The 14,784-nt window shown below is 64.0% G+C and carries 8 protein-coding genes; 7 read left to right on the top strand and 1 reads right to left on the bottom strand.

Annotated features, from left to right (window positions below; translation table 11 throughout):
• Positions 1-28 precede the first annotated feature (28 nt).
• Entirely contained in the window at positions 29-5,464 is a 5,436-nt protein-coding gene (locus KBB96_RS00960) for a beta strand repeat-containing protein (protein ID WP_211631621.1), read from the bottom strand.
• A gap of 227 nt (positions 5,465-5,691) precedes the next feature.
• On the opposite strand from KBB96_RS00960, the gene murG reads away from it, so the two are divergent.
• From murG to KBB96_RS00995, 7 genes are all read left to right on the top strand, one after another.
• The gene (gene murG / locus KBB96_RS00965) at positions 5,692-6,783 is read left to right on the top strand and encodes an undecaprenyldiphospho-muramoylpentapeptide beta-N-acetylglucosaminyltransferase (protein WP_211631622.1); all 1,092 of its coding nucleotides are present in this window, start codon (positions 5,692-5,694) and stop codon (positions 6,781-6,783) included.
• A 2-nt stretch (positions 6,784-6,785) separates the two neighbouring features.
• Entirely contained in the window at positions 6,786-9,083 is a 2,298-nt protein-coding gene (gene murC, locus KBB96_RS00970; RefSeq protein ID WP_211631623.1) for a UDP-N-acetylmuramate--L-alanine ligase, read from the top strand.
• A 2-nt stretch (positions 9,084-9,085) separates the two neighbouring features.
• Positions 9,086-10,006 carry a D-alanine--D-alanine ligase gene (locus KBB96_RS00975; RefSeq protein WP_211631624.1) on the top strand — a complete coding sequence of 307 codons (921 nt, stop codon included), beginning with the start codon at positions 9,086-9,088 and terminating at the stop codon, positions 10,004-10,006.
• 86 nt (positions 10,007-10,092) lie between these two features.
• Positions 10,093-10,410 (top strand): hypothetical protein, encoded by a 318-nt coding sequence (locus KBB96_RS00980; protein ID WP_211631625.1) that lies wholly within the window; start codon positions 10,093-10,095, stop codon positions 10,408-10,410.
• 95 nt (positions 10,411-10,505) lie between these two features.
• The gene (locus KBB96_RS00985; protein ID WP_211631626.1) at positions 10,506-11,486 is read left to right on the top strand and encodes a cell division protein FtsQ/DivIB; all 981 of its coding nucleotides are present in this window, start codon (positions 10,506-10,508) and stop codon (positions 11,484-11,486) included.
• A 30-nt stretch (positions 11,487-11,516) separates the two neighbouring features.
• Positions 11,517-12,728 (top strand): cell division protein FtsA, encoded by a 1,212-nt coding sequence (gene ftsA, locus KBB96_RS00990; protein WP_211631627.1) that lies wholly within the window; start codon positions 11,517-11,519, stop codon positions 12,726-12,728.
• A 178-nt stretch (positions 12,729-12,906) separates the two neighbouring features.
• Positions 12,907-14,745, top strand: a complete 1,839-nt coding sequence (locus tag KBB96_RS00995) for a cell division protein FtsZ (protein ID WP_211631628.1) — start codon at positions 12,907-12,909, stop codon at positions 14,743-14,745.
• Positions 14,746-14,784 lie beyond the last annotated feature (39 nt).

Below are 14,784 nucleotides of genomic sequence, written 5' to 3' on the forward strand. Positions count from 1 at the left end.
GCCCGGTTTCCGGAGAATCCCGTTGGATTTATGGCGCCTCCTGGACCTTGGCGCGGAGGAATCCGGTCGTGCCAGTCCCGGAGAGGTAGAACGAGCGGTTGGTCCAGCCGGATCCCGGTGTTGCGATGCCGGCCTGCACAGCCGCGCGATCCGCGGGAGGAACTTCCGCCACCACGCCTGTCCACGCACTGAGGTCGGAGCCGCCCTGGATGCGGTAGAGGATTCCATCCACGGTTCCGGAAACCTGCTCGGTGGTGCCGGAGAAGACCGCGCCATTGCGGACCGGCAGGGTGATCGTGAGAGCGGAAACGCCATTCACGGTAGCGACCCTGGTCACGATCCGCCCATCGGAGGTGGCGTTGGTCGGCGTGCCATCGAAGGCGAACTCGCCGACATTGTTCAGCGCGTCATTGTCCGGGTTGGAGGAGGTGGTCAGGCTCGTGGTGGTCAGGTTCTTGGCAAAGGCCCAGGCGGTATAGTTGGCGTTGCTGCTAAGGACGGTGAGTTTTCCCATGCCGGAGAAATGGGTGTTGTCGATGGTTGTCGCTCCGGAGCCGGTCGCACCGTAGGTGCCTGCCGCAACCTGCACGCCATCGAGGAACAACTGGGTCACCGTGTCCGAGGCGGTGGTGATGGTGAGCTTCGCGCCGCTGGCGATCCTCACCGTGGAGCTGTCAGCCAAGGTGGAAGCGCCGAGAATCAGAGTGCCCGCGCTGACGGTGGTGTCACCGGTGTAGGTATTCGTGCCGCCCAGGGTGAGATCACCCGCGCCGTTCTTCACCAGCGAAACACCACCGGTGCCATTTGCGATGACGCCCGCGTAGGTGCTGGCGCTGGCATTGTTGATGGTCAGCACCGCAGGTGTTGCGGCGGTGTTGGTGATGGTGGCGGCGTTCGTACTCTTCACCACCGTGTTCACCGTCTGGTTGAAGCCCGCCAAATCCAGCGTGGTGGCGGCGGAGTTGCCCAGCGTGACATCCGCGGTGGTCACGAGCGAATCATTGCTGCCGATCTTCAGCGCCCCGGAGATGAAGATGGAGGTGTAGCTGCTGGTGGAGGCGGAGGGGATGATGAAGTTGCCCGCGCGGAAGCTGACCGGCACGGTGCTGGTGATCGGACCGGACACGGTGAGTGTGGAGGTGGCGTCGGTGTAGAAGTGGCCGCCATTCGTCGGATTCGCGGTGATGTTGATCGGGCCGGACCAAGTGGCGGTGGAGTTGGTGTTGTTGATCTCCAGATCACCGCGGCCGGTGATGCCGGTGTTCGCTCCGAGATTGAGCGTATTGCTGATGCTGATGCCGTTGACGAGCTGGATGCGGGCCACGTTCGAGCCCGTGGTGGCGAGCGTCACCGCGCCAGTGCCGAGGGCGGCATTGTTCGAAAGGATCAGCAGGCCCAGTGAGAGCGTCGTGCCGCCGGTGTAGCTGTTCGCGCTGTCGAGTGTCAGTGTGTTGGAGTTCGACTTGGTGAGCGTGCCGCTGCCGGTGAAGTTGAGGTTCGTGAAAGTGCCGCCGGCACCGAAGGTCACCTTGCTGAGGTCGATCACCGAGCCGCCGCCATTGAAGGTGCCGGTGTTCGTCGTGAAGGTGGTGGTGCCGGTGTAGGTCTGCGGTTGGGTGAAAGTCACGCTGCCGTTGATCGAAAGGTTGTTCGATCCGGTGACGACGTTGGCACCGGTGAGCGTGAGCGTGCCGCCGCCCTGGTTGCCGAGCCGCACGTTGCCACCGTTGGGAGTGAGCGTGCCGGTGTAGGTGACGTTGTCCTTCGCGCCGAGATAGCCGGTATAACCGGCGGCATTGAAGTCGAGGTTTTCCGACAGGTTGTTGTTCGCGGTCAGGGCCAGGCCACCGGTGGAGCCGGAGGTGATGCGGGTGGTGAGAAGGGTCTGGAGCGAGGTGTTGTAGTCGAAGGCGAGCGCACCGTTGGTGGAGCTGTTGAGGTTCCGGCTCGATCCGGGAATGGCTCCGGCGTTCGCAAACACCAGAAAGCCTCCGTTCGAGTTCGTGGAACCGCTGTAGCTGTTCGCCCCGGAGAGCGTCCAGATACCGTTGCCGGTTTTGGTGAGCGCGATGGTGCCGCTGCCATTTCCGATGGCTCCTGCGAATTCAGCGGTGCCGGCACCTTGGAGTGTGAGGGTTTTCGAGCCGACTCCGGTTGCCGTGAGGGCACTGGTGAATTTCAACAGACCGGTACCACCTTGATCCAGCGTGCCACCGCCGGTGGTGCCTGCGAGATTGATCACGCGGTCGGTGGTTTCGCCGGTGCCGCCGTAGCTCAACTGGCCGGTGGTGGTGGTGTCTCCCAGCGAAATCGTGCCGTTCGCCACCGTGGTGGGAGCGCCGAGGCTGCTGGTGGCGGTGCCGCCGACCACGCTGTTGAACGAATTCGCCTTCAGGTTGCCCGCTGCCACGGTGGTGGGGCCGCTGTAGGTGCTCGCCCCGGTGAGGGTAAGTTGCTGGACGCCTTGCTTGGTGATGCCGAAGCCATTGCCTTCATCTCCGATTGCGCCGCTGATCGTGCCGGCGTTGTTGTTGGAACCGAGGGTGGAGTTGGCCTTCAGGGTGACCGCGCCGGCTTGGAATCCGTTTTCCACCCGGAGCTGTCCGAAGGCTTCGCCGGTGTTGCCCCCATACAGGGACACCGCTGCGTTGTTGATGAGCCCCGTGCTCAGATAAAGCGTGCCACCTGCGAGCACCTTGATGGTGGCGGAGGATGCAGGCATCGCGCTCTGGGCTCCGGGGGCGATCTGCAACTTCCCGCCGGTAGTGGCTGGGGAGACCTCGATGGTGCCGGTGAAACTGCCAAGCGAACCCGTGAGCACGGTGCTGTTGCCGCCGGTGGAGGTGGCCACGGTGATCTTGCCGCTGCCGGAGATGGTCTGGGTATACGTGTAGGTATCCGCGAGTGCCAGGGTGCCCGCGCTGTTCACCGTGACGGTTCCCGTGGTGGGTAGCGAGGAGAGGGCGGGGATGGACAAGATGCCACCATCGATGCGGGTCCCGCCGGTGTAGGTGTTCGTGCCGGTGAGCAGCAGCGTGCCGGTGCCGAGCTTTGCGAGACCGGTGGCGGTGGAGACTCCGGCATTGATAAGGTTTCCGGAATAGGTGAACGAGCCGCCGGCGTTGGTGGTGTCCAGGCCGAGATAGGCTCCGGTTTTCAAGCCGCCCGTGGAGGTGCCGAGGGCATCGAAGAGGGCGATGTCAGAGGCGGTGAATTCTCCGCTGCCGCCGACATTGAGGCCCAAAGTACATCCGGAGTTCACCCCGATGTTGGTGGCGGTCCAGGCGGCGGAGTTGCCTTGATAGAGCGAGGCCTGTTTCGCGAAGACCAGCATGCCGCCGATGATGGAGGTGGTGCCGGTGTAAGTGTTCGCACCGGAGAGGGTCCAGGTGCCGCTGTTGGTTTTCGAGATCCCGGTGAGGTTTACCACGCCGGACACCGTCACGACCTGGCCGTTGTTGCCGGTGCCGGATGCAGCCGGGCTGAAGGTCACCACGCGGGTGCTGGTATTGATCGCGGTGACCAGGGTGCCCGAGGAGAAGCCGGTACCGGAGATCGTGCTGCCCACCGTCACGCCATCCACGGAGGCCAGGGTGACGGTCGTGCTGCCGCTGGAGATCCCGCTGTTCATCTGGGTGGTGCCGGAGAGGCCGGTCGGGATGACGCCGCTGAGCTCGCCGGTGCCGGTGGTGGAGCCTGCCAGTGTTAGGGTCTTGCTCCCCAATCCGCTGTTGGTGATGTCGGAGGTGAATTTCAACAGCCCGGTGCCGGACTGGGTCACGCCAGGAGCGCCGGAGGTGGAGGCCATATCCAGCACACGGTCGGTGGTTTCTCCGGTGCCGGTGTAGTTGAGCGTGCCACCGTTGGTGGTGATCCCCAGGGCGATGGTGCCGTTTGCCACGGAGGTGGGGGCGCCCAGCGCGCTGGTGGCGAGCAGGGGAATGCCTCCGTTCACACTGTTCAAGGAGGTGGCGGAGAGAGTGCCGCCGTTGATCTTCGTCGGGCCGGTGTAGGTGTTCGGGCCGGAGAGGATCCATGTGGCGTTGCTGCCGGTGCCGCTCTTGGTGATCGAGGTGAGATTCACCACCCCGCCCACCGTCATCGTCTGCCCGCTGGTCCCCGCACCGGAGGCCGCCGGGCTGATCGTCACCACGCGGGTGCTGGTGTTGATCGCCGTGATCGTGGTGCCTGCGGTGATGCCCGTGCCGGAAATCGAACTGCCCACGGTCACGCCATCGACGGATGCCAGCGTCACGGTGGTCGCGCCGCTGGAGAATGCGGCGGTGGTGATGGTGCTGCCCGCCGTGCCGCTGTCACTGATCACCCCGGCCAATTCGCCGACACTGGATCCCTGCAGGGTGAGGGTCTTGCTGCCGATGCCGGATGAGGTTACGGCTCCGGTGATTTTCAGTGGCGCGGTGCCGCTCGTATTGAGGGTCGCTCCGGTCGTGGTGGTTGCGACCTCGATGATGCGGTCGGTGGTTTCCCCGCTGCCGGTGTATAGCAGCGTGGCGGCGCTGGTGCCGCTGCCCAGGACGATCGTTCCGTTCGCGATGGTCGTCGGCGCGCCGAGGGCGCTGGTCGCCAGCAGGGGTGATCCGCCATTCACGCTGTTGAAAGAGGAGACGCTGAGCGTTCCAGCGCCGACCTTGGCCTGGCCGGTGTAGGTGTTTGCACCGCTGAGGGTGAGGGTGCCCGAGTCCGTCTTGAACAAAGTGCCGCTGCCGCTGACCACGCCGCTGATCGCAAGGGTGGCGCCATTGTAGACCCGCACGACGCTGGTGCCGTTCAAGGAGACCGCGTTGGCGAGGGTCTGGCTGCCGGTTGAGGCGGCGAAGACGATGCCACCGCCATTCAGCGTGATCGGGCCGCTGCCCGCTGCCGCTGCGGTGCTGAAGGAGACGAGACCGGAGGTGATGGTCATGCCACCGGTCAGGCCGGTGTTGGTGCCGGCGAGCACGAGCTTGCCGGGCGAACTGCTCCCCGTTGCGGTCATGTCCCCGTTCGCGGCGATGGTCACGCTTGGAGAGCCGGAGCCTGAAAGGTTGCTGTTGATCGTGCTGATGGTGGACGCGGATTGGGACGAGCTGTTGATCGAGCCCGTTGTTCCACCGAAATCGAGCGTGCCGTTGCCCGCGACATTGCCGATCACGTAGTTGCCGCTGTTGAAGATCAGGCTGCCGAGGGTGACGGTGGCACCCGGCGATCCGGCTGTGCCCAAAGTGACCGTCCCGGAAACCGCGCCAAAGATGGCGGAGTCCGCCGTGGTATTGCCCCAGGTGACGCTTGTGCCGCTGTTGAGGGCATTGTCCCAGGTCAGGGCGGAGGTGTCCCAGGTGCCGGAGCCACCGTTGGAGTTCGCACTGGTGTCGGTGCCGTCCCAGTAGAACGACGCTGCGGAGGAGGAGGGGGTCAGCGCGCTCAGGGTCAGCGCGATGAAGGCGGGGAACGCAAGGGTAGTCATGGTCCCTAACAATAAAGGGACCTTCATTAAGCCATCATGAATGACCCTCTGTGGGAGGTGAGGACTCCGTCACAATCGGATATTCCGGAGGAACCCGAATCCGAAAATTCGTTTTCCCCATTGCCTGATAGTCAAGAAATGTTACAAAATTTGCCAAGGCGCGGCGGGGGTTCCACGTGGGGGCGATCCGGACCGTGCCGTGGTCGTTTTCCCCTGAAGCAAGCGCTGTGTCCAAGTCCCTCAAGGTCGTGATCGCATGTGGTGGCACGGGTGGCCATTTGTTCCCCGGCATCGCGGTGGCGGAGACTCTGAAGGCCCGTGGTCACGATGTGATGTTGTTGATTTCCAAGAAGTCTGTGGACCGCGAGGCTTCCGCGAAATACGGCGACCTGCGCTTCGAGACGGTCGAGGCGGTGGCGAAGCCCAAGACGCTGTCGCCAAGGATGATCCCGTTCCTGTGGCGGCTGTGGAAAACCGCCGGGACCTGCAAGCGGCTGCTCAAACAGTACCAGGCGGATGTGGTGCTCGGCATGGGTGGCTTCACCTCGCTGCCGCCGGTCTATGCCGGGCATCGTTTGGGCCTGAAGACCTTCGTCCACGACTCGAACGCCCGCCCGGGCCGCGCGAACATCCTCACCAGCCGCTTCTGCACCCGGGTCTTCCTCGGCGTGAAGGAGGGGAAACCGTTTTTCACCAACCGCGATACCGTCGTCACCGGCACGCCGGTCCGGGCGGAAATGGTCAATCTTCCCAGCCGTGCCGAGGGCGCGGCGGCCTTCGGGCTCGATCCATCCCGCCCGGTTCTGCTGGTGATGGGCGGCAGCCAGGGGGCCAAGCGCCTCAATGATCTGGCGGCGGAGAGTTCCTCGAAACTGCCCGCCGGCATCCAGGTGCTGCACATCGCGGGGACTCTCGATTTCGACCGCGTGAAGGCCACCGTGGCCGGTCGCGAGGGCTATGTGGTGGTCGGTTTCTGCGACAAGATGGCCCTCGCCTACGCCGCGTCCGACCTGATCCTCGCTCGCTCCGGGGCCTCCAGCCTCACCGAGGTCGCCCATGCCGGGCTGCCTTCGATCCTGGTACCGTTCCCGTATTCCGCGGACGATCACCAGATCCGCAACGCCGAGGTGTTTTCCAATGCGGGGGCCGCCGAACTGGTCCACGAGCGCGATCTGGACGCCGGGAAATTGGCAAACCTCGCCTCCGGCATCCTCAACGACTTGCAAACCCGTGAGCGCATGGCACAAGCCGCTCGCGCGCTCGACACTCCGGACGCATCCGCCCGGATCTGCGACGCGATCGAAGCGACTCTCCACTGACCATGAACGACCTCCGCCAGCGCCTGACCGACCGCTCCCGCCCGCTGAACATCCATCTCATCGGCGTGGCGGGCTCCGGCATGAGCGGATTGGCGCTGTTGTTGCTGGGTATGGGCCACAAGGTCAGCGGCTCCGACCGGGTGACCTCGGATGAAACCGAGCGCATGCAGAAGCTCGGCCTGCAATTTTCCTGCCCGCATACCGCGGAGTCCGTCCACGGTGCGGAAATCGTGGTCTATTCCTCCGCGATCCGTCCGGAGAACCCGGCCCGCGCCGCCGCCCATGCCGCGGGCATCCCGCTGCTGCGCCGCGCCGAGTGCCTGGCCGCGATCCTCCACACCAAGAAGGGCATCGTCATTTCCGGCACCCACGGCAAGACGACCACCTCCGCGATGACCGCGCACATCCTGCGCGAAGCCCGGCTCGATCCCTGCCACTACGTCGGCGCGGAAATCCCGATCCTCGGCGCGAACGCCCGCTGGTCCGAGGAGGGCGAGCACATGGTGGCGGAAGGGGATGAGAGCGACGGCACGCTGGCGCTCTATCACCCGGAGCACTGCGTGGTGCTCAACATCGAGGCCGAGCATCTCGATTTCTACCGCGATCTGGATCACATCCGCGAGGTCTTCGCCACGATGATGTCCCAGACCAAGGGCCGCGTGGTGTATTGCAAGGAAGACCCGGTCGCCGCCGAACACTGCGGCGCGCATCCGAACGGCGTGTCCTATGGTTGGGACGATGCCGACTACACTGCCGTCGATGTCCGCGAGCTGCGCGGTGCTACGGCATTCACCGTCATTCGTCGTGGCGAGGTTCTCGGCGGCGTGGAGCTCGGCATTCCCGGTCGCCACAACGTGCTCAATGCGCTGGCAGCGATCGCGCTGGCGGATGGCTGCGGCGCGGATTTTACGCTGGTCGCCCGCGCGCTCGCCACCTTCGCCGGAGCCAAGCGTCGGTTCGAAACCAAGTATCTTTCGAAGCACTACCGGATCGTGGACGACTACGGCCACCATCCGTCCGAGCTGGCGGCGACGCTGCAAACCGCGCGTTCGCTCAATCCGGGTCGGATCGTGGTGTTGTTCCAGCCGCACCGCTACACCCGCACCCAGGCGCTGGCCGATGACTTCGGCAAGGCGCTCCAGGCTGCGGATCGCGTGTTTATTTCCGATGTCTATCCGGCCAGCGAGCTTCCCATCCCCGGCATTTCCGGCGAGACGCTGGTGGAGGCGATGAAGCGTCATGGCGATGTGAAAGTGACTTCCACGCCGAACCTTGCCACCGCTCATCACGCGGTGGGCAATGCGCTGGAGGACGGCGATCTTCTCATCACGCTTGGTGCGGGCAACGTCCACGAGGCGGGCACCCACATCGCCAAGGATCTCAAGACGCTGGAGGAAATGCTGGCGCTCGCTCCAAAGGGCGACATGGACGGCAGCCTCTACGAACCGATGAAACGCCACACCACGATGCTCGTCGGTGGCCCGGCGCAGTTCTGGCTGGAGCCTCATACCTTCGAAGCCTTCGCGGCACTCGTGAACTACTGCCGGGATCGTAATATCGCGGTGCGAGTGGTCGGCCGCGGCTCCAATCTTCTCGTCCGCGATGGCGGCATCCGCGGCGCGGTGATTCATCCGGAAGGCGGACTCTTCTCCGCGGTGAGCGTGAAGGACGGTCTGATCACCGCCGGTGCGGGCGTGCGCCTGAAGAAGCTCGCGAGCTTCGCGGGCGATGCCGGCATCGGTGGCTTCGAGTGGATGGAAGGCATCCCCGGCAATGTCGGCGGCGCGCTGCGCATGAACGCCGGTGCGATGGGCACCGAGACCTTCGACCAGGTGGTGAGCGTGACCTTCCTCGATGAGGACGGCGTGATCCGCACCCGCAGCCGCGCCGAGATCGTCGCCCAGTATCGCAACGTGCCGGAACTGCGACGCAACTTCGCGCTGCAAGCGACCTTCAAGGGTGAGCCGGATCAGGCGGAGCGCATCAAGGAACGCTGGGATGCCTCGCGCGCCAAACGCCGCGTTTCCCAACCGGTCGCCGCCAGCGCGGGCTGCATCTTCAAGAATCCCGAAACCACCCCGGCGGGCAAGCTGGTGGATGAACTCGGCTTCAAGGGTTCCACCAACGGCAAGGCGGAGGTCTCCGAGGTCCACGGCAACTTCATCGTCAACCGCGGTGGTGCCGCCGCCGGTGACGTGCTCGGCCTGATCGAAACCATCCGTGCCGAAGCCCGCGCCGCCCGTGGCGTGGAGCTCGAACCCGAAGTCAAAATCCTCGGCGAGGACGAATTCACTTTCTGACCATGATCGATCCCAATCTTCTCATCGCCGTCCTGATGGGCGGCCCCGGTTCCGAGCGCGACGTTTCGCTGGCGTCCGGCAAGGCCGTGCTCAAGGCGCTCCAAGGCCGCGGCTTCAATGTCGTGGGCGTGGACGTGACCGGCTACGACATGGATCTGCCGGAAGGCACCGGTCTGGCGTTCAATGTCATCCACGGCACCTTCGGTGAAGACGGCCAGCTCCAGGACATTCTGGAAGCGAAGGGCGTGCCCTACACCGGTGCGGGTTCGCAGAGCAGCCGCCTCGCCTTCGATAAGAACAAGGCCAAGGCCCTGTTCCTCTCCCACAATGTGCCGACCCCGCTTTCCGAGATCGTGGATGTGTCGGGCGGTTCGAAGCTGCCGCAGATGACCGCCCCGTTCGTGGTGAAGCCGCCACGCGAGGGATCGAGCGTGGGTGTTCACATCGTCCGTGAGCAGGCCGATGCCGAGGCCGCGATGGAAGACGCCGCCAAGTATGGCAATGACATCCTCGTGGAGCAGTTCATCGAGGGCAAGGAGCTCACCGTCGGTGTTTTCGATGACGCCGCGCTGCCGATCGTCCACATCGCGCCGCGTTCCGGCTTCTACGACATGGCGAACAAGTATCCTTGGCTCAGCGGTGGCGCGGGCAGCGATTACTACTGCCCCGCCGATCTCGACGAAGCCACGACCAAAGCCGTGCAGGACGCCGCCCTCGCCGCACACCGCGCTCTGGGGATCGAGGTGTATTCCCGCGTGGACGTGTTGCTCGATGCTCAGAACCGTCCCTTCGTGCTGGAGTCGAACACCATCCCCGGCATGACCGAAACCAGCCTCATGCCGAAATCCGCCGCCGCGGCCGGTATCCCTTTCGATGAACTCTGCATCCGTATCGCGGAGATTTCGTTGAAGCTGAGGGCCTGAATCTGCGTCTCTTCCACTGGGACCGCGGATTCTAGTCCGCGGTCCAATTTTGGCCTGGTGGAGGATTCCTCTCCTCATTCCATCCCATGCCTCTAATCCATTCCTACACACTCGTCTGGCCGGACGGATTCGATGAAGATGGATGCCTCATCGAGTCGAAAGGCTGGTTTAATGGCTTGGAGATTCACATCGGCGACAACAGATTCCGCCCGGTCTTTTATGACCCGGTTAGACTTTCGCAGGAAATTTCGGATGAGCTGCTGCGTGATGGTATTTTCTCCGAACCGGGCCTCATCGTGATTGCGAGTGTCACGCGGATGAATATCGAAGCTGCCATCGCACGTATGGCGGAGTCCGGAGAGCTTTCCCGTCTATTCTTCAATCCAGATCGACCGCCTGAATAGGCGATCGCTCGCCGCACTTCGAAATTTCCCCTCAGCCCACCCGAGCCTCGACTTTTTTGTAAACGATTATTAATTTTCAACTGTTTCCGACGATCATGAAGCGCCGCACCACCAATTCCCGCCAGAATTCCCGCATGAAGCGGCTGGAGGTTCGTGTGATGTCGCCGCGCATCGCGTGGTTCGGATTCCTGCGGGCCTGCGGCAAGAGCGCCAAGCTGCTGGCGGCTTTGGCTCTGTTGGGCGGGCTGGCCTACGGCGGCTGGTATGGGGTGCAGCGCGCGTTCCTTCGCAATCCGGAGTTCCAGCTCCGCCAGTTGTCCCTGAATTCCAACAAGGCTCTGGACGAAGCGGGCCTCGTGACCGCGGCGGATCTCGATCTGCACGCGAATCTTTTCAAATTGGATGTCGAGCAGATCCGTACCCGCCTCGCCGTCCGGCCGGAGATCGCCTCCGTAACGGTGGAACGCCATCTGCCATCTACTCTCGCGGTCAACATCACCGCCCGCACGCCGAAGGCTTGGCTGGCGGTCAGCGGCTCCGATCCCGCAGCCATCCGCAGGGAAGGGGGGCTGCTGGTGGATGCCGATGGCGTGACCTACGCCTGCCCGGGACTCCAGTGGGAGGATGCTCGTGATCTGCCGGTGGTACTGGTGCCCAAAAAGGACGAGGCTCTTCTGGTCGCAGGCCAGACACTCAAGCATCCGGAGATCGAACGTTGCTTCCGCCTGCTCGCCTCCGCCGTGGCTGCCGATCCGCAGGCCGTCCGTTGGATCGATCGGCTGGAGCAGGCGAATCCCTGGTCCATCCAGATGACCACCCGCAATGGCACGGTTGCGACCTTCGGCTTCGACAATCAGACCCGCCAGATCACGGACTTTGTCACCGCGCTTGATCACGCGTCACGGGAGGGTTACGGGATCGCCACGATCAGCCTGATCCCGCAGCGGAACATTCCGATCACCCTCCGCGAGGAACCCGTGCCGCCACGCGCGACTCCGGTTCCGGAGCCGACCAAGGAGGAGATTCGGAGCGACCGCCGCTCGAAAGATCTGAAATCCCTCCTCAACCGGAACTGACCGCCCCTAGCTTTTCTTTTCCCCTGCCCCATGCCTCGCACGAAAATCCACGTCGGACTCGAAATCGGAACCAGCAAGACCTGCATGGTCGTCGGCGAGGTGAAGTCCGACGGCGCGGTGAAAATCCTCGGTGTGGGCATGACCAAGTCCGCGGGAGTGCGGAAGGGTGAGATCTACGATTTTCCCCAAGCCCGAGCCTGCGTGAAGGACGCGCTGGTGAAGGCGGAGGACGCCAGCGATGTCGAGATTGGCAGCGTGTTCCTGTCTGTCACCGGTTCCCACATCGTGGGCGAAAACAATCTTGGCACCTTCCGCCTGCCGGAGGGTGAGCAGCAGGTCGCGCCGGAACACGTTGAGGAGGCGAAGGACATCGCCCGTGAGGTCCACATCCCGTCCGATCACGTCTATCTCCACAGCATTGTCCGCCAGTTCCGCCTCGATGGGCTGGAGCAGGCGACCAGTCCGGTGGGCCTTTTCGGCCGCACCGTGGAAGCGGATTTCCATGTCATCCACGGCATCGGCACCCGCATCCAAAACAGCATCAAGTGTGTGCGAGAGATGCCGCTGGATGTCGATGACGTCGTCTTCGCCCCGATTGCGGTGGCCCAGGTGGCTCTTTCCCGCGAGGACCGCGAGCGTGGCGCGCTGGTGATCGACATCGGCGGCGGCACGACCGACTACGCTCTCTATCTCGGCGGCTCGATCGCTGCATCCGGCTCCATTCCGGTGGGCGGCGACCATATCACCAATGACATCCACCTCGTGACCGGCCTGCCGTTCACCAAGGCGGAGAGTCTCAAGATCAAGGAAGGCGATGCCTCCGCCGATCCGGCCCGCTCGGTGGGTTCGGTGAAAGTGACGGACGACAAGGGCTTCGCCGAAGCCGAGGTCCGCCGCCAGGTGCTCAATGAGGTGATCCGCCAGCGTCTGGAGGAAACCCTGCGGCTGGTGAAGCGTCGTTTGCCCGAGGGCTCCGTCGAGCGCATCGGCACCGGTATTTTCCTCTCCGGCGGCACCAGCCTGATGCGTGGATTCGGCGAGCTGGCCTTCGATGTGTTCGGTCGCGATATCTACCGCCCGGAGCCCCCGGAAGTCAGTGGCATCCAGTCCAGCTTCAAGGACCCGCAGTATACGACCGCCCTCGGCCTCATTCGTTATGCCCAGGTGCTGGACGCGGAGCGGGTGGCCGCCCCCGGCTTCCTCGGCCGCATCGGCCGCGCTCTCTGGCCCTTTGGTCGCTGATGCCCATCACTCCTTTTTGACACGCCCTCCGGATTGTCCCAGAATTGGGTAACCCGGAATATTGGAATTCAACCAATCGTGACATTCCGACGACCTTTTCTGTGATTTCCCGAAAATCCTGCTAAGCCTCTCCCAGATCGCCCACCCGCGGAACCCTGCTCCCCATCCCTTACTTCTCATGATCTCCTATTCCCGCGAACCCCAGACCACCATCCCGACTTCGTCCGTGAAGATCGTCGGCCTCGGTGGTGCCGGCGCGAACATGCTCGAGCGCGTGGCCCTCGATGGCCTCGAAGGAGCCGAGTTGCTGGCCCTCAATACCGACATCCGCACCCTCTCGGCCTGTGTGGCGGGGGAGAAGATCCAGCTCGGCCGCAATCTCACCAAGGGCCTCGGCTCCGGCGGTGATCCGGACCTCGGCCATCAGGCGATCCTGGAAGCGGAGGACGAAATCCGCGCCTCGCTGAAGGGCCGCCGTATTGTTTTCCTCTGCACCGGCCTTGGTGGTGGCACCGGTTCCGGCGCTGCTCCGATCCTGACCCGCATCGCCCGTGAGGAAGGGGCCTTCGTGGTGGTGTTTGCCACCATGCCCTTCGCTTTCGAAGGCCGCCGCCGCCGTGAGCAGGCTGAGACCGCGCTCAACGAACTGGCCGTGCTCTCGAACGCGCTGGTCACCTTCGACAACAACCGCATGGGCGAACTGGTGCTCGCGAAGCAGGGCATCCACGAGGCCTTCTCCGCTGCGGACCGCATGATTTCCGAGTCGATCAAGGCGGTGATCCGCCTCGTCGTCCGCCCGGGCCTGATCAACGTCGGCTTGGATGACCTGATGAGCGCGCTGCGGACCACCCGCTCCCGCTGCCTCTTTGGCTCCGGCATCGCCCAAGGCAAGGACCGTGCCAGCCGCGCGCTGCGCAACGTGCTCGCCAGCCCGCTGCTCGACCAAGGCTCGCTGCTCAAGGAAGCGCGCACTGTGCTCATCCACCTTTGCGGTGGTGAGGACCTGACCCTTTATGAAATCGAGCTGCTGATGCAGCGCCTGCAGAAGTTCGTGCCGGAGCGCGCCCACGTGCTCTTCGGCGCGGCGGTCGATCCCACCATGGGCGACAGCTTGAGCATCACGCTCATCAGCGCCCTGCCGGAGGATTCCCTGGTCGCCGGTCCGCGCGATTCGCTGACCCGTGCGTCCGAAGAGCCGGTGCTTGAGCCGTCCGACAGCTATGTCGCACCCACGCCGCAGAAAAAGATCACGCCGGTGCTCGCTGAGCCTGTCGTCGTCGCTGTCCAACCGCCGGTGCGTGAGGTGGTAAAGGAGCCCGTCAGCGAACCTGAGTTCCGCGAGGAGCCCGCGCTCAAGCCCGTCGAGCGGCCGGTTGAGAAGCCGGTGGAAAAACCTCGTCAGGCTGCGCCTGTTTCCAAGCCTGTCGCTCCGGCATCCTTGTTTGACGATCGTCCGTTCGCGGAGTCGATCCCGGTCGTGCAGCGCAAGGCGGAGGTGGTGGAGACGGTGAAACCGAAGCCCGCGCCCGAACCCGAGCCGGTGGCCGTGGAACCGGTCCGTCCGGAACCCGTGCTGGCTGAACCCGAAGTCGAGGAGGAAGGACCCGCACCCACGCCTGTGGCGGAAGAGCCGGCATTGGTGCCGCCGCCGCTTCCGGCAAAGCGGGTTCCAGACGATTTCGAGGATGACGAACACGACAATCCGTTCACGTTCGCTCATCATCATGAGCCTTTGGATTTGGAGGAAGTGGAACCGGATTGGCTGGATGATGAAGCCACCTTTCCCGAGCCCGCCGCGGCCAAGGTCGACGAATCCGAGCTTGAGTCCGAGTTCGAGGAAGAGGAATTCCCGAAGCTGACTCCGCCGGAACCGCTCAAGCTGCGCGCGAAGGCCCCGGCCGGCCAAGGCGAGCTTTCCTTCGAAGGTGGTCCGCGCGGACGTTTCGAAGGGGAATCTCCGAACGTCTTTGATGGCGAGGATTTGGATATCCCGCCGTTCCTCCGGAAGAAACGTTGAAATGGCCCGCCTGCAGGCATCCATCCATCCGGGCCGGTT

This window comes from Luteolibacter ambystomatis, assembly GCF_018137965.1.
GTDB lineage: Bacteria > Verrucomicrobiota > Verrucomicrobiia > Verrucomicrobiales > Akkermansiaceae > Luteolibacter > Luteolibacter ambystomatis.

Coding starts and splice junctions, on each gene's coding strand:
- KBB96_RS00980 (WP_211631625.1), top strand. CDS start 10,093: ATGCCTCTAATCCATTCCTACACACTCGTCTGGCCGGACGGATTCGAT.
- ftsA (WP_211631627.1), top strand. CDS start 11,517: ATGCCTCGCACGAAAATCCACGTCGGACTCGAAATCGGAACCAGCAAG.
- KBB96_RS00995 (WP_211631628.1), top strand. CDS start 12,907: ATGATCTCCTATTCCCGCGAACCCCAGACCACCATCCCGACTTCGTCC.
- murC (WP_211631623.1), top strand. CDS start 6,786: ATGAACGACCTCCGCCAGCGCCTGACCGACCGCTCCCGCCCGCTGAAC.
- KBB96_RS00960 (WP_211631621.1), bottom strand. CDS start 5,464: ATGACTACCCTTGCGTTCCCCGCCTTCATCGCGCTGACCCTGAGCGCG.
- KBB96_RS00975 (WP_211631624.1), top strand. CDS start 9,086: ATGATCGATCCCAATCTTCTCATCGCCGTCCTGATGGGCGGCCCCGGT.
- KBB96_RS00985 (WP_211631626.1), top strand. CDS start 10,506: ATGAAGCGCCGCACCACCAATTCCCGCCAGAATTCCCGCATGAAGCGG.